General features: G+C 66.2%; 21 protein-coding genes. 10 read left to right on the top strand and 11 right to left on the bottom strand.

Features of this window, described 5'->3' with window-relative positions; translation table 11 throughout:
- Positions 1-17 precede the first annotated feature (17 nt).
- From OOZ63_RS03665 to OOZ63_RS03650, 4 genes are read right to left on the bottom strand one after another with little or no spacing between them, the layout of a single operon-like run.
- On the bottom strand, positions 18-1,415 hold the full coding sequence (locus OOZ63_RS03665) for a sodium:proton antiporter (RefSeq protein WP_266003969.1): 1,398 nt from the start codon (positions 1,413-1,415) through the stop codon (positions 18-20).
- A 5-nt stretch (positions 1,416-1,420) separates the two neighbouring features.
- The gene (locus tag OOZ63_RS03660) at positions 1,421-2,134 is read right to left on the bottom strand and encodes a nitroreductase (RefSeq protein ID WP_266003968.1); all 714 of its coding nucleotides are present in this window, start codon (positions 2,132-2,134) and stop codon (positions 1,421-1,423) included.
- Positions 2,131-2,583, bottom strand: coding sequence for an acyl-CoA thioesterase (locus OOZ63_RS03655; RefSeq protein ID WP_266003967.1), 453 nt, complete (start codon positions 2,581-2,583; stop codon positions 2,131-2,133). Before OOZ63_RS03655 ends, OOZ63_RS03660 begins: the two co-directional genes overlap by 4 nt.
- 13 nt (positions 2,584-2,596) lie before the next feature.
- On the bottom strand, positions 2,597-3,523 hold the full coding sequence (locus tag OOZ63_RS03650; protein WP_266003966.1) for a histone deacetylase: 927 nt from the start codon (positions 3,521-3,523) through the stop codon (positions 2,597-2,599).
- 255 nt (positions 3,524-3,778) lie between these two features.
- Between OOZ63_RS03650 and OOZ63_RS03645 the strand changes: the two genes are divergently transcribed.
- Positions 3,779-4,333, top strand: a complete 555-nt coding sequence (locus OOZ63_RS03645; RefSeq protein ID WP_137944515.1) for a phasin family protein — start codon at positions 3,779-3,781, stop codon at positions 4,331-4,333.
- A gap of 104 nt (positions 4,334-4,437) precedes the next feature.
- Here the strand turns inward: OOZ63_RS03645 and OOZ63_RS03640 are convergent, their stop codons facing one another.
- Positions 4,438-5,073, bottom strand: a complete 636-nt coding sequence (locus tag OOZ63_RS03640; RefSeq protein ID WP_266003964.1) for an LON peptidase substrate-binding domain-containing protein — start codon at positions 5,071-5,073, stop codon at positions 4,438-4,440.
- Between the two features lie 146 nt (positions 5,074-5,219).
- Between OOZ63_RS03640 and OOZ63_RS03635 the strand changes: the two genes are divergently transcribed.
- The gene (locus OOZ63_RS03635) at positions 5,220-5,999 is read left to right on the top strand and encodes a substrate-binding periplasmic protein (RefSeq protein WP_266003963.1); all 780 of its coding nucleotides are present in this window, start codon (positions 5,220-5,222) and stop codon (positions 5,997-5,999) included.
- Between the two features lie 10 nt (positions 6,000-6,009).
- Here OOZ63_RS03635 and OOZ63_RS03630 read toward each other — a convergent pair whose 3' ends face one another.
- The gene (locus OOZ63_RS03630) at positions 6,010-6,918 is read right to left on the bottom strand and encodes a patatin-like phospholipase family protein (protein ID WP_266003962.1); all 909 of its coding nucleotides are present in this window, start codon (positions 6,916-6,918) and stop codon (positions 6,010-6,012) included.
- Between the two features lie 51 nt (positions 6,919-6,969).
- Between OOZ63_RS03630 and OOZ63_RS03625 the strand changes: the two genes are divergently transcribed.
- Complete coding sequence (locus OOZ63_RS03625) at positions 6,970-7,299, top strand: cupin domain-containing protein (RefSeq protein WP_266003961.1); 330 nt, start codon at positions 6,970-6,972, stop codon at positions 7,297-7,299.
- Here the strand turns inward: OOZ63_RS03625 and OOZ63_RS03620 are convergent, their stop codons facing one another.
- Entirely contained in the window at positions 7,300-7,713 is a 414-nt protein-coding gene (locus OOZ63_RS03620) for a DUF1993 family protein (RefSeq protein ID WP_266003960.1), read from the bottom strand.
- Positions 7,714-7,908: 195 nt separating this feature from the next.
- Here OOZ63_RS03620 and OOZ63_RS03615 point away from each other — a divergent pair, with 195 nt between their 5' ends.
- Positions 7,909-8,808 carry a DUF4399 domain-containing protein gene (locus OOZ63_RS03615; RefSeq protein ID WP_266003959.1) on the top strand — a complete coding sequence of 300 codons (900 nt, stop codon included), beginning with the start codon at positions 7,909-7,911 and terminating at the stop codon, positions 8,806-8,808.
- A gap of 10 nt (positions 8,809-8,818) precedes the next feature.
- On the opposite strand, the gene OOZ63_RS03610 is transcribed toward OOZ63_RS03615, so the two are convergent.
- From OOZ63_RS03610 to OOZ63_RS03595, 4 genes are all read right to left on the bottom strand, one after another.
- Positions 8,819-11,773, bottom strand: a complete 2,955-nt coding sequence (locus tag OOZ63_RS03610; protein ID WP_266003958.1) for an HD domain-containing phosphohydrolase — start codon at positions 11,771-11,773, stop codon at positions 8,819-8,821.
- Between the two features lie 95 nt (positions 11,774-11,868).
- Positions 11,869-12,009, bottom strand: coding sequence for a hypothetical protein (locus tag OOZ63_RS03605; RefSeq protein ID WP_171018094.1), 141 nt, complete (start codon positions 12,007-12,009; stop codon positions 11,869-11,871).
- A gap of 48 nt (positions 12,010-12,057) precedes the next feature.
- Positions 12,058-12,567, bottom strand: a complete 510-nt coding sequence (locus OOZ63_RS03600; protein WP_266003957.1) for a DUF1993 domain-containing protein — start codon at positions 12,565-12,567, stop codon at positions 12,058-12,060.
- Positions 12,568-12,578: 11 nt separating this feature from the next.
- Positions 12,579-13,730, bottom strand: coding sequence for a dienelactone hydrolase family protein (locus OOZ63_RS03595; protein WP_266003956.1), 1,152 nt, complete (start codon positions 13,728-13,730; stop codon positions 12,579-12,581).
- A gap of 72 nt (positions 13,731-13,802) precedes the next feature.
- Here OOZ63_RS03595 and ybiB point away from each other — a divergent pair, with 72 nt between their 5' ends.
- From ybiB to cysD, 6 genes are all read left to right on the top strand, one after another.
- The gene (gene ybiB, locus OOZ63_RS03590) at positions 13,803-14,756 is read left to right on the top strand and encodes a DNA-binding protein YbiB (protein ID WP_266003955.1); all 954 of its coding nucleotides are present in this window, start codon (positions 13,803-13,805) and stop codon (positions 14,754-14,756) included.
- 102 nt (positions 14,757-14,858) lie between these two features.
- Positions 14,859-15,629, top strand: coding sequence for a sulfite exporter TauE/SafE family protein (locus OOZ63_RS03585; protein ID WP_266003954.1), 771 nt, complete (start codon positions 14,859-14,861; stop codon positions 15,627-15,629).
- Between the two features lie 9 nt (positions 15,630-15,638).
- Positions 15,639-17,348, top strand: coding sequence for a nitrite/sulfite reductase (locus OOZ63_RS03580; RefSeq protein ID WP_266003953.1), 1,710 nt, complete (start codon positions 15,639-15,641; stop codon positions 17,346-17,348).
- A gap of 11 nt (positions 17,349-17,359) precedes the next feature.
- Positions 17,360-17,845, top strand: a complete 486-nt coding sequence (locus OOZ63_RS03575; protein ID WP_266003952.1) for a DUF934 domain-containing protein — start codon at positions 17,360-17,362, stop codon at positions 17,843-17,845.
- 2 nt (positions 17,846-17,847) lie between these two features.
- Positions 17,848-18,633, top strand: a complete 786-nt coding sequence (locus tag OOZ63_RS03570) for a phosphoadenylyl-sulfate reductase (RefSeq protein ID WP_266003950.1) — start codon at positions 17,848-17,850, stop codon at positions 18,631-18,633.
- Positions 18,630-19,589, top strand: a complete 960-nt coding sequence (gene cysD, locus OOZ63_RS03565; RefSeq protein ID WP_266003948.1) for a sulfate adenylyltransferase subunit CysD — start codon at positions 18,630-18,632, stop codon at positions 19,587-19,589. The genes OOZ63_RS03570 and cysD overlap by 4 nt, the downstream gene beginning before the upstream one ends.
- Position 19,590: the final 1 nt, after the last annotated feature.

The following is a 19,590-nucleotide window of genomic DNA, read 5'->3' as shown; positions in this document are numbered from 1 at the left end:
CTGTGAATAGGCCCGCGTCAACGGAACCAGATGAAGGTCATCAGCACGAACAGCGGGACCAGCACCGCGCCGGACCAGGCCATATAGCCGAAGAAGCTGGGCATCTTGATGCCACGATCCTCAGCAATGGCCTTAACCATGAAGTTGGGGGCGTTGCCGATATAGCTGTTGGCGCCCATGAAGACCGAGCCGGCCGAGATGGCGGCCAAAGTCGGTGCCAGTGTCGTCATGAGAATCTGCGGATCGCCGCCGGCCAGGTTGAAGAACACAAGATAGGTGGGCGCATTGTCGAGGAAGGACGAGAGCACTCCGCTGAACCAGAAATAGGCCCAGGGCAGCGGCTGGCCGTCAGGGCCGGTCACCGCCCGCGCGACGGCCGCGAATGCGCCCTGCTCGCCGGCCTTCAACATCGCCAGCACCGGAATCATCGTCAGGAAAATGCCGATGAAGAGCTTGGCAACCTCCTGCATTGGGGCCCAGGAGAACTGGTTTTTCTCGCGCAAGGTCCGGGGCGTGATCACCAGCGACCAGGCCGTCACGGCCAGCAAGCCCACATCGCGCAGTAGGGCCTGCAGCTCCAGCTCGGTGCCGAGAATGTCGAAGGCGATGCCGGGCTTCCACAGGCCGCTCATCAGCACCAGCGCAACAACGACCGCCAGCGGCAAGAAGTTGATGCCGCCCTCGATGCCAAACCCGGGGGTGTCCGGAGTCGGGTCTTGTTTGGTCACCCCTTCGCGGCGGTACCAGTAGCTGTCGATCAGATAAAAGATCAGCAGCAGCACGGCGATCAGCGACAGGGTCTCGGGGAAGATGTGGCGAGCGGTCCAGAAGAAGTCCACCCCTTTCAGGAAGCCCAGGAAAAGCGGCGGATCGCCCAGCGGCGTGAGCGAACCACCGGCATTGCTGACGATGAAGATGAAGAACACCAGTACATGGGCGACGTGGCGGCGGTTGTCATTGGCCCGTATCAGCGGTCGCACCATCAGCATAGAGGCGCCGGTCGTGCCCATCACGCTCGCCAGCGCCGCACCGATCAGCATCAGCACCACGTTCAGGCTCGGGCTGCCGTGCAGATTGCCGCGCACAAAGATGCCGCCGGCGGTGGTGAACAGTGCACACAGCAGGATGATGAAGGGCAAGTATTCGGCCACCAGGGTGTGGGCCAGCACGCCGGCCGTGGCGCCCAGACCCTGGCTCACGGCAAAGGGCACGAGAAAGGCCAGCGCCCAGGCGGCAGCAATCTTGCCGTAGTGGTGGTGCCAGATCTTGGGCAGGGCCAGCGGCATGATTGCGATCGACAACAACATGCCGGCGAAGGGGATGCCCCATAGCGCGCCGAAGGCACGGCCGTCAAGATCGGCCGCCTGGGCCAGCGGGGTCAGCAGGGCCAGGCCCAGCGCAGCGAGCAATCTCATGCGTCTCAAGTTTCGATAAAGCGGGTGAAGCCGGCCACTGGCTCGCGCTCGGTGATCAGGCTGTTCTCGGTGGCGGCCGGGTCGGCATGGCCCAACGACATGCCGCACACCAGCATCTGGGTCGGCTTGAGCCGCAGCTCCTCGGCGATGACGCGGTGGAACTGCGTGAATGCCGCCTGCGGGCAGGTGTGCAGACCGCGGCCGCGTGCGGCGATCATGATGTTCTGCAGGAACATGCCGTAGTCCAACCAACTGCCTTGCTGCATTACCCGGTCTATCGTGAACATCAGAGCCACGGGTGCGTCGAAGAAGCTGTAGTTGCGGCCATGCTGCTCATGCATTCGGACCTTGTCGCCCTTGGCGATCTTCAGCAGGCCGTAAAGATCCCAGCCTACCTTGCGGCGCCGGTCGATATAGGGCGAGGCCCACTCGCGCGGATAGTAGGCGTACTCCTCGCTGTGGGTGGCCAGCTCTTCCGGGTCGTCGTAGATGGCCAGAATGCGCTCGGACAGGCGCTGCCGGGCCGCGCCGGTCAGCACATGCACCTGCCAAGGCTGAGTGTTGGTGCCCGACGGTGCCCGCGATGCCACCCGCAGGATGTCCTCGACGGTCTCGCGCGGCACAGGGGTCGGCAGGAAGGCGCGCATCGAGTGGCGGCTCTCGATGGCCGCATCGACCGCAGCGGCGGCCTCGGGCGAGGGTTTGTCAAACAGGCTCATGGGGTCGATCCTTGCAAGGCTTGGAGGGCATCAAGATAAGGGGCCGGCAGCGCCGTTACAGGGCGGCGGGTCTGCCGGTCCACATAGACATGGACAAAGTGGCCACGCGCCGCGCAGAGCTCGGCGCCCTCGGCGAACAGGCCAATCTCGTAGCGTACGCTGGAGCGACCGCGCTGACTCACGCGCAGGCCAGCATCGACCGCCTGCGGAAAGGCCAACGAGTCGAAGAAATTGCAGTGGGTCTCGACCACCAGGCCGATCACCGCGCCGCCGTGGATGTCCAGCGCGCCGGCGGCGATCAAGTACTGGTTGACGGCCGTGTCGAACAGGCTGTAGTAAACGACGTTGTTCAGATGGCCGTAGATATCGTTGTCCATCCAGCGGGTGCCCAGACGCACAAACTGGGCATAGGCCTGGCGGCCCTCGGCCTGGGGTCGGTTCTCGCTCATGGCCCACATTCTTTCATCTGTCGCAGCGCCACTGCGCCCAGCTGTGCGCCGCCTCGCTCAGGGTATTCACCTGCACGGCCACCGTGGTGTTCAGGTCATGACCATAGCCACCCGCCATGCTCAGCGCCACCGGAACGCCGCGCTCGCGCAGTTGCTGCAGCACGCGACGGTCGCGCTCGCGCAGGCCTGCCTCGGTCAGCTTGAGCCGGCCCAGGCGGTCGCCCTCGTGAGGGTCGGCGCCGGCCAGATAGAAGGCCAGCTGCGGCGCACAGCGGCGCCAGACCTGGTCCAGGGCCTGGTCCAGCGCGGCCAGATAGGGCTCATCGCTGCAACCATCGGGCAACTCGACATCCAGATCGCTGGCCTCTTTGCGAAACGGGAAGTTCTTCGCCCCATGCATCGAGAAGGTGAATACCGACTCGTCGTCGCGGAAGATAGCCGCCGTGCCATTGCCCTGGTGTACATCCAAATCGACCACCAGCACGCGCAGCAGTTGGCGGTGGCTGACATGCCATTCGGCCTGCATCAGCCGCGCGGCGACGGCCACATCGTTGAACACGCAGTAGCCGCTGCCCTTGTCGGCATAGGCATGGTGGGTGCCGCCGGCCAGATTAGCCGCCACGCCCTCGGCCAGCGCGGCCCGAGCCGCCATGATGGTTGCGCCCACCGAGCGGCGCGAACGCTCGGCCATTGTGGGGGACCAGGGAAAGCCGATCTCGCGCTGCTGGGCGTCCGAGAGCCGGCCCAGCAGCACCGCATCCCTGTAGTCCGGCGTGTGGACCAGCGCCAGCTCGCCCTCGGTGGCCGCCTGGGCGCTCACCAGCCTCAGCGGGCCCGGATCGCGCTCAAGCCGCTCACGCAGCATCCGGTACTTTGACTGCGGGAAGCGATGGCCCGGCGGCAGGGCCAAGCTGTGGGCGTCGGAATGGAAGGCTTGCATCGGCAGCGACGATAGCGGTTTTGGCGTCCAGGCGTCGCCCGGGCGTCACGCCACGGTCATACGCCGGCCCGATGCTGAGCCGGAAGGCGAATTTAGAAATAGCCCTCTACTTTGCTGCGGTGCAGCAAATAGCGCTTGCAATCATCCACCGCCGCCCTATACTTCGTTTCATGTTGCGGTGCAGCAAAAGTACACGGCAACACCGGATGCAAGTTCGTATCCACCTGACATCAACCCGTCTTTAGGAGCCTATCCATGCTGACCGCAGAACAAGTTTTCGCCGCCCACAAAGCCAACGTCGAGACCCTGTTCGGTCTCACCAACAAGGCCTTTGAAGGCGTTGAGAAGTTGGTGGAACTGAACTTGCAAGTCGCCAAGACTGCTCTGGGCGAAGCCGCCGAGACCACCACCGCCGCACTGTCGGTCAAGGACGCTCAAGAGCTGCTGGCCCTGCAATCCACATTGCTGCAGCCCAGCGCCGAGAAGGCCGCTTCCTACAGCCGTCATCTGTATGACATCGCTGCCGCCACCAACGCCGAAGTCGCCAAGGTGGCCGAAGCCCAGTTGGCCGACGTGCAGAAGAAGTTCGCCGCCGTCGTCGACAGCGCCGCCAAGAACGCCCCTGCCGGCACCGAAAGCGCCGTTGCTCTGGTGAAGTCGGCCGTGGCCGCCGCCAGCAACGCTTTCGAGTCGGTCCAGAAGGCCGCCAAGCAAGCCGCCGACGTCGCCGAAGCCAACTTCCAGACCGTCACCAACTCGGCAGTCAAGGCCACGCAAACGGCGGCCCGCAGCGCCAAGCGCGCTTCCTGATTTCTTCAGTTGTCTCCTCGGCACCCATCGCAAGCGCGGCTTGCCAAGTGCCCTTCAAACCCGGTGCCCGCACCGGGTTTTTTTACGTCCGGCGAAGCCTCTCGTCAGTCCGGCGTGATACCCAGCCCCTCCAGCTGGTCGGCCACCAGTTCCAGGCGCAGCAGCGGGTTCTCCAGCTGCATCAGGCGCTGCTTCTCTTCGGCCGGCAGCGGCAACAGCTCGCACCAGCGATTGGCCAGCCAGCCGCAGTCGTTCCAAAGATAAGGAGGCTGGATCGGCAGCTCGGCCGCCGCCGCGCCCAGCTCCAGTCGGTGCAGCAGGCCTTGAAGAAGGCGCGCCGCCGGCCTCAGATCGGCCGGCACCTGCACCGCGCCATCCTCGTTGATCAGTTCGGCTTCGCCCATCCACAAGCCATGCGGCAGGCATTCGCTGCTGTGCAGACGAAAGCGCTGGCCGCCGCGGCACAGGATCTGCATCAGCCCGGGCTGAGGACGCTCGAACAGGCCGATATGGGCCAATGTGCCGACCAGTTGGAAACGCTCTCGCACAAAGCCGGCATCTTCCGACCCACTGGCTCGCTGACGCACCTCGCCCCCGTCGATCAGGGCCACAACGCCAAAGGGCTCCCCCCGCTCATGGCAGCGCTTGACCATGTCCAAATAGCGTGGCTCGAAGATGCGCAAGCCCAGCCGCCCGTCCGGGAACAACAGGGACTGCAGGGGAAACAACGGAATTTGCATGGTGGAGCGAGCATAGCCGGCCGGGCAAACCCGCGCGCGGCGCCACCCATTCCGGGGACAAAAGGGCGACCAAAGTCCGCGCGAGCTGACGCATCATCGAAGGCGTCGACAGGGGAGAAGAAGAACTCACCATTCCCAGGTCCACCATGCGCCCGTCTTTGATTGCCGCCAGCCGGCTTGGCCCGATCTTCTCCGGTTTGTTGTTGTGGCTGTTGAGCGGCGCCGCGCTGGGCGCCGACCCGCTGATCGCCGTCGAGGACGACTGGCCGCCCTATGCCTCCCAGGGGGCGAACGGCGAGCCGCAGGGCTTTGCGGTGCGGCTGGTGCAGGCCGCGTTTGCGACCCAGGGTGTCCCGGTACGCCTGCAGGCCGTGCCCTTCGCCCGTTGCATGCGCTACGCCAGCGAAGGCCAGGCTGCCGGCTGCTTCAACGCCACCATCACGGCAGAAAACCGCTCGCTCTACTTTTGGCACGAGCCGGCCATGTTTGAGGAGGAACTGGCCATCTTCGCCCGCGCCGATGTCCCGGCCGCCGAGCTGGGTCTGACCGATCTGCGCGGCGCCAGCGTCGGCTACACCAATGGCTACACCTATCCGACCGAGTTCATGCGCGACCCTCTGATCAAGCGACAGGCCGCCACCTCGGACCAATTGCTGCTGCGCATGCTGCTCAGCAGACGGGTCGACTACATCCTGCTCAACACCATGCCCGGGCTGCTGCGCATCCGCACCAGCCCGGAGCTGGACGGCAAGGTCAAGCGCGTCGGCCGCATCTCGCTGGACGGCTTCTGGATCGCCTTTTCGAAAGCCCATCCGCAGGGCGAGCAACTGGCGCGGCAGTTCGGCCAGGGCTTGCAGGAGCTTCGCCGCAACGGCAGCTACCAGCGTATGCAGGCCGAATTCAGGCGCGAGCTAGGCTTGCGCTGAGCCGGGTCACTCACCGAGTCTTGGACTCGATGCGCTGGCGTAGCTGCGGCAGCAGGACCTGCGCTGCCTCGCGCCCGACCTGGATGGCACGCCGGCGCGCGGTGAAGTCGGCGCTGCCTATGCCCAGCAGCCGGGGCTGCAGCACCAGATCGGCCTCGCGCAGCTCATAGCTGTTGATGCTGCGGCTCATGATGGCAAAGGTCTGCAGCAGCATGCGCATAGCATCGCCAAGCGGCCTGTCGTCAGGAGGCGAGCTGATGTCCACCGCGATCACCAGGTCCGCGCCCATCTGGCGCGCGTAGCGCACCGGCACCGGCGCCACCAGCCCCCCGTCCACATACTCGCGCCCGCCGATCTTGACCGGCTGGAACAGCGCCGGCACCGCGCTGGAGGCGCGCACCGCCGTGCCCGTATCGCCGCTGCGGAACAGCACGCCCGAGCCATCGGCGAGATCGGTGGCGACGATGCCCAGCGGCATCACCATTTGCTCGATCGTCCTGTTGCCGGTCTTCTCGCGCATGAAGCGCGCCAGCGCCTCGCCACGTATCAGGCCGCGACCGGGAAAGGCCCAGTCGGTGATCGCACCCTCGTCCATCGCCTCGGCCAGCGCCGCCATCTGCTTGCCATTCATACCCGAAGCGTAGAGCGCGGCCACCAGCGAGCCAGCCGAGGTGCCGGCCACCAGATCGACCTTGATGCCGGCTTCTTCCAGCACCTGGATCACCCCGATATGTGCAAAGCCGCGCGCCGCACCGCCGCCCAGCGCCAGACCAATACGGGGCGGCCTGGGCGGCGGTCTGGGGCCGGGCGGGGTCGAGTCGACGGGCGCAGGCGTGGCCAGCGGGGGAGACTGAAAGGTCGAGCAGCCGGCCAGGGCCAGGGCAGACAGAAGCAGACTGCGGCGATGAAAAGAGGACATGGCTCGATTCTAGGGATCACAATGGCCACATCCAGTCCACCGGAGACGGTCATGGCCCTGACCCACGCCAAGCACGGTCAACTGATCGACCTCAAGCCGCTGGCTGACGAGCGTACTGACAGCCCCAGCACCAGCCTGATCAAGACCCAGCAGTTGCAGCTGATGCATGTGGTGCTGCACGCCGGCCAGCAGTTACCCGAACACAAAGTGGCCGGCGAGATCAGCATCCAGTGCCTAGCCGGGCGAGTGCAACTGCGCACGCCCGGCATCACGACGCCGCTGACGGCCGGCCAGCTGATCGTGCTGAGTGCGGGCGAGCCCCACGCGCTGGTGGCGGAGCAGGACTGCTGCCTGCTCGTCACACTGGTGCTCAAACACTGACTAGAAGCTGAAGCCTTCCGGATAGCGATGCCAGCCGTCGAAGTCCGACTTGCCCAGCGGCACACCGGCCTGGCGCAACAGCGCATAGGCCATGCCCAGATGGAAGAAGTTCGGCAAAGCGTAGAGCCGCAGGAAGTCCGCCGACTCCAGCTCCAACCAGGCCTTGCCGGCTTGGGTCCGCAGGCGCCGACCGGCTGAGGCACGCATCGCCTCAGCATTCAGACTCTCGACAACATTCAGCGCGCGCGCCAGGCGTGCCTGCAGCTCGGCCAGGCTTACCGCATCGCCCCGCCCCAGAGCCGGCATCTCGACCTCGGCCAGCGGCGCGCAGGTACGCTGGGCGAAGCCGGCGGCCGTGTGGGTCTGCTGGGCCACAGTGAACATGTCGGGCGCCAGCCGGGTCTGCAGCAGCAAGGCCTCGCTGCCGCTGTGGCATCCAGCTGCGCTGCCGCCTTGTCCAGCCAATCCTGCGCGCAGCCCAGATAGCGGGCCAGCACCGGCACCGAGGCGGCGTAGAGATCAGGGCACGCGCACAGTAGACCAAGTGTAGGAGGCAGGCAGGCCCAAGGCTAAGCCACAATAAGTGTCATCGAAACCACGTCTGCCGGCATGTCGCAACGTCCCGTCCTTCAACGCCTGGCCATCACTGCCCTGGCCTGCACGCTGACCCATGCCGCCTGGGGTCAGGCCTTGCCTGCCGACGCACTGGCCAAGCGCTGCTGGCTGTCCTACACGGCCGAGCGCACGGCGGTCGATCTGCGCGAGCCGGTGGCCGTGCGTTTCAGCAATTTGCGCGACGGGTATGTGCTGCGTTCGCCCTTCTGGGTCGATTTCGGCATCCGCGGCTTGGGTGTGATCCCCGCCGGCAACAAGAACGAACGAGCCGGCCACCATCATCTACTGATTAACACGCCGCTGCCGCGCGACCACCAGGCCGCCATCCCTTTCTCCGACACGCACAAGCATTTCGGCAAGGGCCAGACCGGCGCCGAAGTCGGCCTGCCTGCGGGCAAGCACCGGCTGCGCCTGCTGTTCGCCGACCATGAGCACAAGCCCTACTTCGTGTACAGCCGTGAGATCACGGTGGAGGTCAGCGGCGCCCGCACGGCCGCGCCGTTGAGCATCGACCCGAAGCGTTTCGAGGAGACATGCGCCGCCTGGTATCAGGACCAGATCAGCGCGCCGCGCCCGAGCACACCTGCGGTGTACATCAAAAACCTGCGCGATCAGGAGCCGGTCGCCAGCCCCTTTGTGCTGAGTCTGGGCGTGATCGGGCCTGGCGTTGCGCCGGCCGGACAGAAGATCGCCAATACCGGGCACTTCGCGCTGACCGTGCTGCGCGGCGGCAGCGCGGTGCAGCGTCTGGCGCTCGGAGACGGCCGCACCGAAGCGACGCTGGATTTGCCCAAAGGAGACTACGAGATCGAGGCGCGCTTTCTGGGCGCCGAGGGCCAGGTCTTGCTGAAAGCAGCGCCGCTGCGCGTCACGGTGACGCGGCAGGAGCGCTGAGCGAGCATATTCAGGCCAGGGCGGCCGCCAGGTCGACCGCGTCGATCTGCTCTGGGTGCATGAAGCGCCGCGCATAGTCCAGATAGACGCCCGACCGCAGAAACAGCTCGAACAGTTCGGCATCGATATGCTCTTCGCGCCGCATTCTGGCCATGATGTCCAAAGCCTGCGACAGACTCTTGCCTTTTTTATAGGGGCGGTCGTCGGCGGTCAGCGCCTCGAACACATCGGCGATTGCCATCATGCGAGCCTCGATGCTCATCTGCTCGCGCCGCAGTCCGCGCGGGTAGCCGCTGCCGTCCATCTTCTCGTGGTGGCCGCCGGCGATCTCGGGTACGCGCCGCAGGTGGCGCGGGAAGGGCAGAGCCTCCAGCATGCGTATGCTCTGCACGATGTGCTCGTTGACCTTGTACCGCTCCTCCTCGGTCAGCGTGCCGCGCGAAATGCTGAGATTGTGGAGCTCGCCACGGTTGTACAGATGCTCGGGCTGCCTGATCTTGAAGCCCCAGCGATTCAACTCTGGCATGTGCTCGGCAGCGGGCCGGGGCAGCACATGCTCGGGCTTGTCGGCCAGCAGCCGCTCCTGCACCGGCAGCTCGGCGGCCGGCGTGGCGGACTGGCGCTGGCGCTCGCCGTTGGAGACGCCCAGCCGGTCGTCCAGCGTACGCCACCAGCTGCGCGCGCCGATCTCGCGCAGCCGGGCCTGCTTGTCTGGTGACAGATACTCGCCACCCTCGTTGCAGGCCGCGACAAAGACGAACTCGGCATCCAACAGGGCGTGTACTGGAGCCAGGTCTTGCCGCACACGGGCCAGCTGCTCGGGCGTCAGCGCGCGTTCGCACAGGGCGATCTGTGCATCGCGCTTGAGGACCTCGAAGCGGGTACGGATCTCGTGGATGCGATCGTGCAGGGTCTCCAGCTTGGTGGCCTTGTCGACGACGAACTCCGGCGTCGTGACCTTGCCACAGTCATGCAACCAAGCGGCGATGTGCAGGGCCTCCCACTGCTCCTCGTCGAGCCGGAAATCGGCGAAAGGACCGTCGCTGGCCTCGCAGGCGGCCCGGGCCAGCATCTTGGTCAGCTCTGGCACGCGCTGGCAATGCGCACCGGTGTAGGGGCTCTTGGCGTCGATGGCGCCCGCCACCAGCCTGATGAAGCTCTCCAGCAGCTCCTTGCGCGCGCGCAGCAGCTGCTGGTTGTCCAGCGCCGCAGCGGCCGTGCCCGAAAGCGCCTCTATGAAGGCCACCCTCGAGGGAGACAGCGTGTCGCGGTCCTCGCCCGGCACAAAGCTCAGCGACAGCGCGCCAACGGTCTCGCCCTGGCGGTTCTTCAACGGCAGGGCCATCAGCCGAAAGCGTGAGCTGTTCAGGCGCTGGAACAGGCCCGCATAGACCTGCATGTGGGCCGGGTTGTCCCAGCTGATGTCGACAAACACCGTGCGGCCCTGCCGCACCGCTTGCACGGCGGCAGAAGGGCTGGCGGCATCGTCGAGCGCCCACGGCATCAGTGCTGCGCTGTCACCGGGCGAATCGAACACTCGCGCAGCGGCCGGCTCCAGGCGCAGGCCATCGGCGCTCAGCAGGTGCACCGCGCCTCCGGTGGCCTCGGCCACCGAGATCGTCTCGGTCAGGATGCGCTCGAGAAGGCGATCAAAATTGCGCTCGGCCGACAGCGCGCTGGAAATCTCCAAGAAGCGCCGCAGCGCCTGCTTCATGCCGGTCATCGCGATGGCCAGTCGGTCGACCTCGCGGATGCGGCTGCGCCCCGGGTCGGGGCCGCTGAAGTCGAAGCGCCGGATCGCCTCCGCTTCCCGGGCCAGTTGCTGCAGCGGCTTGGCCACCAGATTGGCGGACCAGTGCACCAGCGGCAGCATCAGCAGTACGATGCCGGCGGTGATCAGCACCGACAGGCGCCGGGCCTGGATCGCGTCGGCCTGCAGTTCATCTCGCGGTGCCGCGATCAACAAGGTCAGCGGCGCACCGGCACCCTGCTCCAGCGCCTCGATGCGGGTCACCCACTCGCGCCCGTCAAGCTCCAGCAGCCCGCCGGCCCAGGCGCCGCCGCCATGCAGGCGCTGCCACAAGGCCGTCAGCACCGGCACGCCCAGTTGCTCGACCTGCAGCAGCTTGGGCGAGCCGTCCTGGGATCGCACGCTAAGTCGCTCCGGCCGCGGGTAGGCCAGCACCGAACCTTGGGCGTCGACCACCATCAGCTCGGCCGACGGGGTGATCTGCTGGCGCGCCAGCATCGCCGACAGGGAAGCCAGGCTGACATCGACACCGGCCACCGCTCGGACGCTGGCGCCACCAAAGCCGCCGCCGCTGGCCAGCGTCAGCCCGACCTCGCGGGTCGTGAAGAACAGATAGGGCAGCGTCTGCTGCACGGCGCGGTCCGGGTTCTGCGCCTGCGCGAACCAGGGCCGCCGGCGCGGGTCGAAGTCGTAGTCGGCCTGCTCGCGCCGCTCCAGCAGAACCAGCCCTGCGTCGTAGAAGAGATAGGTGCCCTGGGCGGTGGCGCCGTCGCGATTGACTGACTGCAGCACAAACGCGGCCTGCTCGGGCGCACGCAGCAGCGCGTGCAGCTCCGCGCCGGCGATGCGGCGCAGCAGCACGAAAGAGCCATTGGGGGTGCCGCCGTAGACGGCGGACAGCGAGGGATTCTGCTGCAGCGCCGCCGCCAGCAGCGGCAGCTGAGCCAGGCGGCCCGAATGGTCGGGCGCCGACAGCAGGCCGCTGCGGGCCAGCAGGGCGGCCGTGGTGCGGGCGGGCCGCAGCTCGCCGTCGATGACGGCCAGCGTCTCGCGGCCGACCCGTGCCGAGGTGTCGGCCGCAAATGCCAACATGCGCTGTTCGCCGGCGCGCAGCTGATAACTGGCCAAGGCCGCGTAAAGCAGCAGCACCATGCCGATCATGATGATCGACAGGGTCAAATAGATCGAGCGCGGCTGCAGGGACAAAAGCTTCATGAACTCCTCCTGCGCCCGATCAGGCCGAAGCCGCCAGCAGCGGTCAAGCTGCAAGTTCTTGCAGGCCGCGGCCTGCGCGCCACAAGTCTCGCGGCTTACTTCTTTTTCTTGCTGCGATCGGGCACCACGGTGGTGATGCTGGGCATCACCGCGCCGGCCGAAATCGGCTTGGGCGGCGAGCTATCTTTCTTCGGTTTCTTGCTTTCCTTATTGCTCTTTTGCTGACCTTTGGCCATGGGGCGCTCCTTGTTTTGTGATGGGTGTGTTCAGTGTAAGGACGCGCTTCAGTACGCGCCCATATAGTCCTTCTTGCCGACCTCGACACCGTTGTGGCGCAGGATGTCGTAGGCCGTCGTGACATGGAAGAAGAACTGCGGCAGGCCGTAGTGCAGCAGATAGTGCTGGCCGGCGAAGCGGCGCTCCTTGGGCGTACCCGGACGCAGCACGATCTCGCGGCTGGCCGCCTCTGCGAACAAACCGGGCGACACGCCGCCGATGAAGTCCAGGGTCTTGGCAATGCGAGCCTGCAGCTCGGCAAAGCTCTGCTCACTGGCCTCGTAGCTGGGCACCTCGACGCCGGCCAGGCGCGCGCAGACACCAGCGGCAAAGTCGCAGGCGATCTGCACCTGGCGGGTCAGCGCGAACATATCGGGAAACAGGCGCGCCTGCAGCAGGGCTGCGGGCTCGATGGTGCGTGCCGCGGCATGGGCCTCGGCCTTGGCAAGGACATCGGCCAAGCCGCCCAGCATTTGCTTGAAGACGGGGACGGAGGATTCGTAGATCAGGGCGGACATGGCGCGTGGATTCAGGGGGTTGCGGAGCGGCCATCATAGGAGGCATCGAGCCAGTCGAATGCAGCCTGCTGCTGCGCTGCACTGAACACATGCCCCAAGGGCCAGACGCTGGTGTGCAGCCGATAGCCAGCACCATGGGCGGCCCAGACCTGGCGCAGCTTGGCAAAAGCCTCTTGCGCCGAGGCCAGCGGGAACAAGCCATCCTGCGCTCCCGCATAGAACAGCATCGGTTTCGGTGCGGCCAGCGCGGCGATGTCGGGGTAGTCCAGATGGCGGGCGACGAAGGGGTGCAGCATCGCGAAGCTGGACTGGCCCTTCAACTGATTGCCGCCGGGCACCATCAGTCCTTGCAGGGTCGCCATCCAGTTGACAGCGATGCCGGCGCTGATGTCGTCCGACAGCGCCGCGACCTGCCAGGCCCGGAACGCCCCCATCGAAAAGCCGATCGCCGCGACACGTCGACGGTCAACCTCGGGCCGGCCGGCCAGGAACTGCGCGGCACGCAAGTCTTCGTGGGCAATCAGGCCCGCGAACGAGGTGCCCAGGTTGAGCAAGTTCGAGGCCAGCGCCTGCTGGCTGTCACGGGCAAAGCCCGGCGCCGAACGGTCGCCCCAGCCGAGCGCGTCGACCGCAAGCACGGTGTGGCCGCGCCGCGCCAGTTCGTCGCCAAGAAAGCGTCCCGAGAAATACTTGTCGACCCAGTCCCGCGCCGCCGCTTCCCGGTCCGGTTGGCCCCAGGGCCGAATCAATTTTTCCTTCCCGATGTCGAAACGTGCGCCGTGATCATGCAGTAGCAGCGCCGCCGGGAACGGCCCTGCCCCCTTCGGTACCAGCAGCAGCCCCAGCACGCGGCTCTCGGCCGTCACATTGAACTCGATCTTGCGGGCAACATAGCTGCCGCGATCGATCTCATCGATCACGGCCGGTGCGAACGGGGTCGGGTCTTGCTGCGGCGGCAACATCAGCTCGCGGGCCTTGGCCAAGCCGGCCGCGCGCCAGACACCGGGATCGGCGGCTGCCGCCGCCGTCCAGCCCAGGTCGAAGCTCAGTTGCCGGCGCAGCCGATCGTGGAAAACCGGCAGGCTCGGCTCGGCGGGGTCCAGGCCCAAGGTCTGGTGCTGTGCCTGCACCGCCGATGTGCCCATCAGCAGCAGAACGCTCATGGCAGCCCTCAATCTCCGCATCGCCCTCTCCTCAGATCGCGCGCATTCTGCACGGCCCACTAAACTTCCGCCATGTCATTGCCCCTAAGCTTCGCCCCCATCATCAAGGAAATCGGCCGCGGAGCACGCGGAGCGCGCGACCTCGACGAGGCCCAGGCCGAGACGCTGTTCGGCGCCATCCTCGACGGCCAGGTGCCCGAGATGGAACTCGGCGCCATCCTGATCGCACTGCGTATCAAGGGCGAAAGCCAGGCCGAGCTGGCCGGCTTCGTGCGGGCGATGCAGGCACGCACCGCCAGTGTCGAAGTGCCGGCCGGGCCGCGCTGCGTACTGCTGCCGACCTTCAACGGCGCACGCAAGCAGGCCAATCTGATGCCTTTGGTGGCCCTGCTGCTGGCGCGCCAGGGTGTGCCGGTGCTGATCTTCGGCCGGCATGATTTCGACAGCCGCGAGAGCCCGTTCGCGCTGCTTGACGCGCTGGGCCTGCCATCGGCCGACACCCTCACCGAGGCCAACACCCAGCTGAGCGAGCGCCGCCTGGCCTGCCTACCGCTGGCAGCGCTGAACCCCGGACTCGACGCGCTGATGGCGCTGCGTCCGCGCCTGGGCCTGCGAAACAGCGGCCACAGCGTGGCCAAGCTGCTGGATGCCGCTCCGGGCCGCAGCGTGCGGGTGGTGGCCGTGACCCACCCCGAGTATCTGGACAGCATGGGACACGCCCTTCTGCCGCTGAGCCTTGGAGATGGCCGAGCCCTGCTGATGCGCGCCAGCGAGGGCGAGGCCTATGCCCATCTGCGCCGGCGCGCCCAGCTCTACGGCTTTGCCGAGGGACGGCGCTTCGATCTACACCCGGCTGACACGACGGACCTCGACTGGCCGTTGTCGCCGGACTGCGAGGCGACCGCCAATGCCGCGCTGATCCGGGCCGTGTTCGACGGCCGCGCGCCAGTGCCGCCACGCATTGACGAGCAGGTGCAGGCCCTGATCCGGCTTTCCATCTCGGCTCATATGCAGTTTAATGAATAAGCAATCTACGAATTTGTAGTTCTCATATATATAAAGCTTCCATAGAGTCCGTCTCCTAGGTCCGCCAACAGCGACGGGCCCGACCTGACGGGAGGGGTGGATTTGTTCGACTGGATAGCAATTGCGAGCGGTTTTGGCGTCGGCGTCATCGTCGGGATCACCGGCGTCGGCGGTGGCTCGCTGATGACGCCGCTGCTGCTATCGGTCTTCAAGCTGAACCCGGCGGTGGCCATCGGCACCGATCTGTGGTTTGCTGGGCTGACCAAGGTGAGCGGTTCGGTCGCCCATGCCCGCCACGGCCACGTCAAATGGGGCATCACCGCGCTGCTGCTGGCAGGTTCGATCCCCGCCTCCGTCGCCACCGTGGCCCTGATGCACACCACCGGCATCACCAAAGGCTGGGCGGAGGCGCTGACGTTCTCGCTGGGAATCGCGCTGCTACTGACCGCCGTGGTCGTGGCCTTCAAGAAGTCCTGGCAGGCTCTGGGCCTGCGGCTGGAGCGCGTCATCCCCGAGTCGCGCAAGCCGGCGCTGACCGTGCTCTCGGGCGTGATCCTGGGCGTGCTGGTCTCGCTGTCCTCGATTGGCGCCGGCGCCATCGGCGCTACCCTGATCCTGCTGATCTACCCGCGCCTGGAGGCGCGCTACATCGTCGGCAGCGATATCGCGCACGCCGTCCCTCTCACCCTTGTGGCCGGCATCGGCCACGCCACCCTGGGTCATGTCAACTGGGCGCTGCTGGTGCCGCTGTTGATAGGCTCGGTGCCCGGTATCTGGCTGGGCGCCCAGCTGACCCGCCGCTTGCCCGACGGCGTCGTGCGCACGCTCTTGTGCGGCTCGCTATTGATGGCCGGCTGGAAAGTGATCCACTAAGACTGATCTATGTACGCCTACACCGACTTCGACCGACAGTTCGTCCGCGCCCGCGCCGCGCAGTTCCGCGACCAACTGGAACGCAACCTGGCCGGCAGCCTGTCCGACGACGAGTTCCGCCCGCTGCGCCTGCAAAACGGCTGGTATGTGCAGCGCCATGCGCCGATGCTGCGCGTGGCCGTGCCCTATGGCGTGCTGTCCGCCAAGCAGCTGCGCCAGCTGGCCCACATCGCGCGCACGCATGACCGCGGCTACGGCCATTTCACGACGCGCCAGAACCTGCAGTACAACTGGATCCCACTGGTCCAGTCGGCCGATGTGATGGACCTGTTGGCCGATGTGGACATGCACGGCATCCAGACCAGCGGCAACTGCATCCGCAACATTACCAGCGACGGTATGGCTGGCGTCGCGGCCGACGAGATCGTCGACCCGCGTCCCTATGCCGAAGTGCTGCGCCAGTGGAGCACCCTGCACCCCGAGTTCGCCTTCCTGCCCCGCAAGTTCAAGATCGCCATCTCGGGTGCCCTTGAAGATCGCGCCGCGATCGCTTGGCACGACATCGGCCTGCAGCTGAGAAAGAACGAGGCCGGCGAGGTCGGCTTCCAGGTACTGGTCGGCGGCGGCATGGGCCGCACCCCTATCATCGGCCAAGTTGTCAACGAGTTCCTGCCCTGGCAGCAGATCCTCGTCTATATCGAAGCTATCGTGCGGGTCTACAACCGCTACGGCCGTCGTGACAATATGTACAAGGCCCGCATCAAGATATTGGTGAAAGCCGAGGGCCAGGCCTTTTTCGATGCGGTCAACAAGGAGTTCCAGGGGATCCTGGCGCTGGACGAGGGTGGGCGAGAGCACATCATTCCGCAGGCAGAGCTGGACCGCGTCGCGGCCAGCTTCGTCATACCGGCCGGCGTCACCAGCGTGCCCGCCATCGACATCTTCCAGGATGTGCCGGCCAAGAGCGCCTATCAGCGCTGGCTGGAGCGCAATGTCCATGCGCACAAACTCAGCGGCTACCGTGGCGTCACCCTGTCGCTCAAGCGCCTGGGCATCCCACCGGGTGACGCCACTGATTCGCAGATGGAGGCCGCCGCCGATCTGGCCGACCAGTTCAGCCACGGCGAGTTGCGCGTCACCCATGACCAGAACCTGCTGCTGCCCTGGGTGCGCGAGAGCGATCTGCCGGCGCTGTTCGAGGCGGCCAAGGCCAACGGCTTCGCGACGCCCAATATCGGACTGCTGAGCGACATGATCGCCTGCCCCGGCGGCGACTTCTGCGCACTGGCCAATGCCCGTTCCATCCCGGTGGCCGAGGCCATCACTGAGCGTTTCCAGGATCTGGATGAGCTCTACGATATCGGCGACATCGACCTGCACATCAGTGGCTGCATCAATAGCTGCGGCCACCACCACAGCGGCCATATCGGCATCCTGGGCGTCGACAAGGACGGCAGCGAGTGGTACCAGATCACGCTGGCCGGCTCCGACGGCTCGACCATCTCCGGCAGCGCCCAAGTGGGCAAGGTCATCGGGCCCTCCTTCGCGGCTGACGAGGTGCCCGATGTGATCGAATCCGTCGTGCAGACCTACCGCGCGCAGCGCCAGGCCGGCGAGCGCTTCATCGACACGGTGCGCCGTGTCGGCATCGAGCCATTCAAGGCCCCTGCCAACGCCGTGCGCACGACGACCGGCACCCTGACCGCAGCCGCTCACTGAGAACGATGACCATGAAGTTTGTTGACCATCATCCCCACGAGCCATGGCACCGAGTCGTCGGCGAGGACGGCCCCAAGCCCGATCCTGATCCGGCTTCCAATCTGCTTTTGACCCTCGAGCAATGGCATGCCGTGCGCGATCACTGGCCGGCCGGCCTGGCGACCGCCGTCGAAGTGCCCAATGACTATGCGATCGAAGACCTGGCCGGCGACCTGCCCCGTCTAGCGATGATCGTGCTGAAGTTCCCGAAGTGGGTGGACGGCCGCGCCTACAGCCAAGCCCATCTGCTGCGCTCGCGCTACCGCTACGCCGGCGAAGTTCGCGCCACTGGCGAGGTGCTGGTCGACATGCTGCCGCTGCTGGCCCGTACAGGCTTCGACGCGGTACAGCTGCGCGCCGGCGAGAGCGTCGAGGCGGCCAAACGGGCGCTGAGCTTCTTCCCGGCCCACTACCAGGGCGACGTCAGCTTCACCAAGCCGGCCTTCGCCCGGGGCTGACCATGAGCGGTGAAATCTCCTCTCTGTCCCCTGCGGCCAGCGCCTCGGCCATCGCCCTGTATGCCCGCCAGACGGCTGGCTTTGAGGACCGCCTGGCCAGGACGGTGGCGATACTGAAGCAGGCCCATGCCGACCATGGCGACGGCCTGATCCAGTCGACCAGCCTGGGCGCCGAAGACATGGTGATCACTGACCTGATCGCCCGCCATGCGCTGCCGATCTGCATCGCCACCTTGAACACTGGCCAGCTTCATGACGAGACCCTGGCGTTGATCCCTGCTATCGAGGACCGCTATGCACTAAAGGTCGAGATCTTCAGTCCGGTGCACGAGGCGGTGATCCATTTTGTCAACAGCAACGGCGAACGCGCGATGTACGAGAGCCTGGCTCTGCGCAAGACCTGCTGCGGCATCCGCAAGCTGGAGCCACTGGGTCGCATGTTGGCCGGCCGAACGGCCTGGATAACAGGTCTGCGCCGCGAGCAGAGCAGCAACCGCGCCGAGGTGCCGTTCGCCGAGCCAGATGGCCAGGGCCGGACCAAGCTCAATGTGCTGGCCGAATGGAGCTGGGCAGATGTTTGGCATTACATCGCCACCCGCGATGTGCCCTTCAACGCCCTGCATGACCAGTTCATGCCCAGCATCGGCTGCGCGCCCTGCACCCGCGCAATCTCGGTAGGGGAGGACTTCCGCTCGGGTCGCTGGTGGTGGGAGGATGAGAACGCCAAAGAGTGCGGCTTGCACAAGGCCCACAGCAATGAAGAACTGAAGTCAGGAGCCCAGGCATGAATGCCCCGATCAATCTGCAACAGCTGGCCGCCACGGTGGACCAGCGCCATCTCGACCATCTGGAAGAAGAAGCCATCTTCATCCTGCGCGAGGTGGCGGCTGCCTTCGAGCGTCCAGCCCTGCTGTTCTCCGGCGGCAAGGACTCCTGCGTCGTGCTGCGACTGGCCGAGAAGGCCTTCAAGCAACGTGTGGCGGGCAACGAGTTCAAGGGCAAGCTGCCCTTCCCGCTGGTCCATGTGGACACCGGCCACAATTTCCCCGAAGTGATCGAGTTCCGCGACCGCCGCGCTCGCGAGATGGGCGAACGCCTGATCGTCGCGCACATGGACGAGTCGATCAAAAAGGGCACGGTCCGCCTGGCCCATCCGCTGGAGTCGCGCAATGGCCACCAGACCGTGACCCTACTGGAAGCCATCGAGGAGCATCGCTTCGATGTTCTGATCGGCGGCGCCCGCCGCGACGAGGAAAAGGCGCGCGCCAAGGAGCGCATCTTCAGCCACCGCGACAGCTTCGGCCAGTGGCAGCCAAAGGAGCAGCGCCCCGAGCTGTGGAGCCTGTTCAACACGCGCATCCGCCCCGGCGAGCACTTCCGCGCCTTTCCGATCAGCAACTGGACCGAGCTCGATGTGTGGCTCTACCTGGCGCGCGAGAACATCCCGCTGCCGGGCCTGTACTACGCGCACCAGCGCCAGGTGATACGCCGCAAAGGCCTCTTGGTACCACTGACCGAGGTCACGCCGCCCGACGCCGGCGAGCAGGTCGAGACCGCGACCGTGCGGTTTCGCACCGTCGGCGACATGACCTGCACCTGCCCGGTCGAGAGCGACGCGGCCAGCGCCACCGACATCGTTGCCGAGACGCTGACCGTCACGGTCAGCGAGCGCGGTGCGACCCGCATGGACGACCGCACATCCGAGGCCTCGATGGAGCGCCGCAAGAAGGAAGGGTATTTCTGAT

This window comes from Paucibacter sp. PLA-PC-4 (assembly GCF_026241155.1).
In the GTDB taxonomy this organism is placed as follows: domain Bacteria; phylum Pseudomonadota; class Gammaproteobacteria; order Burkholderiales; family Burkholderiaceae_C; genus Roseateles_E.
Note: the sequence above shows the minus strand (reverse complement) of the source record. Positions and strands in the feature narration are given on the sequence as shown.

What these genes read in the sequence shown, in the direction of transcription:
- OOZ63_RS03665 (WP_266003969.1), bottom strand. Translation starts at nt 1,415, where the DNA reads ATGAGATTGCTCGCTGCGCTGGGCCTGGCCCTGCTGACCCCGCTGGCC.
- OOZ63_RS03660 (WP_266003968.1), bottom strand. Translation starts at nt 2,134, where the DNA reads ATGAGCCTGTTTGACAAACCCTCGCCCGAGGCCGCCGCTGCGGTCGAT.
- OOZ63_RS03655 (WP_266003967.1), bottom strand. Translation starts at nt 2,583, where the DNA reads ATGAGCGAGAACCGACCCCAGGCCGAGGGCCGCCAGGCCTATGCCCAG.
- OOZ63_RS03650 (WP_266003966.1), bottom strand. Translation starts at nt 3,523, where the DNA reads ATGCAAGCCTTCCATTCCGACGCCCACAGCTTGGCCCTGCCGCCGGGC.
- OOZ63_RS03645 (WP_137944515.1), top strand. Translation starts at nt 3,779, where the DNA reads ATGCTGACCGCAGAACAAGTTTTCGCCGCCCACAAAGCCAACGTCGAG.
- OOZ63_RS03640 (WP_266003964.1), bottom strand. Translation starts at nt 5,073, where the DNA reads ATGCAAATTCCGTTGTTTCCCCTGCAGTCCCTGTTGTTCCCGGACGGG.
- OOZ63_RS03635 (WP_266003963.1), top strand. Translation starts at nt 5,220, where the DNA reads ATGCGCCCGTCTTTGATTGCCGCCAGCCGGCTTGGCCCGATCTTCTCC.
- OOZ63_RS03630 (WP_266003962.1), bottom strand. Translation starts at nt 6,918, where the DNA reads ATGTCCTCTTTTCATCGCCGCAGTCTGCTTCTGTCTGCCCTGGCCCTG.
- OOZ63_RS03625 (WP_266003961.1), top strand. Translation starts at nt 6,970, where the DNA reads ATGGCCCTGACCCACGCCAAGCACGGTCAACTGATCGACCTCAAGCCG.
- OOZ63_RS03615 (WP_266003959.1), top strand. Translation starts at nt 7,909, where the DNA reads ATGTCGCAACGTCCCGTCCTTCAACGCCTGGCCATCACTGCCCTGGCC.
- OOZ63_RS03610 (WP_266003958.1), bottom strand. Translation starts at nt 11,773, where the DNA reads ATGAAGCTTTTGTCCCTGCAGCCGCGCTCGATCTATTTGACCCTGTCG.
- OOZ63_RS03605 (WP_171018094.1), bottom strand. Translation starts at nt 12,009, where the DNA reads ATGGCCAAAGGTCAGCAAAAGAGCAATAAGGAAAGCAAGAAACCGAAG.
- OOZ63_RS03600 (WP_266003957.1), bottom strand. Translation starts at nt 12,567, where the DNA reads ATGTCCGCCCTGATCTACGAATCCTCCGTCCCCGTCTTCAAGCAAATG.
- OOZ63_RS03595 (WP_266003956.1), bottom strand. Translation starts at nt 13,730, where the DNA reads ATGAGCGTTCTGCTGCTGATGGGCACATCGGCGGTGCAGGCACAGCAC.
- ybiB (WP_266003955.1), top strand. Translation starts at nt 13,803, where the DNA reads ATGTCATTGCCCCTAAGCTTCGCCCCCATCATCAAGGAAATCGGCCGC.
- OOZ63_RS03580 (WP_266003953.1), top strand. Translation starts at nt 15,639, where the DNA reads ATGTACGCCTACACCGACTTCGACCGACAGTTCGTCCGCGCCCGCGCC.
- OOZ63_RS03575 (WP_266003952.1), top strand. Translation starts at nt 17,360, where the DNA reads ATGAAGTTTGTTGACCATCATCCCCACGAGCCATGGCACCGAGTCGTC.
- OOZ63_RS03570 (WP_266003950.1), top strand. Translation starts at nt 17,848, where the DNA reads ATGAGCGGTGAAATCTCCTCTCTGTCCCCTGCGGCCAGCGCCTCGGCC.
- cysD (WP_266003948.1), top strand. Translation starts at nt 18,630, where the DNA reads ATGAATGCCCCGATCAATCTGCAACAGCTGGCCGCCACGGTGGACCAG.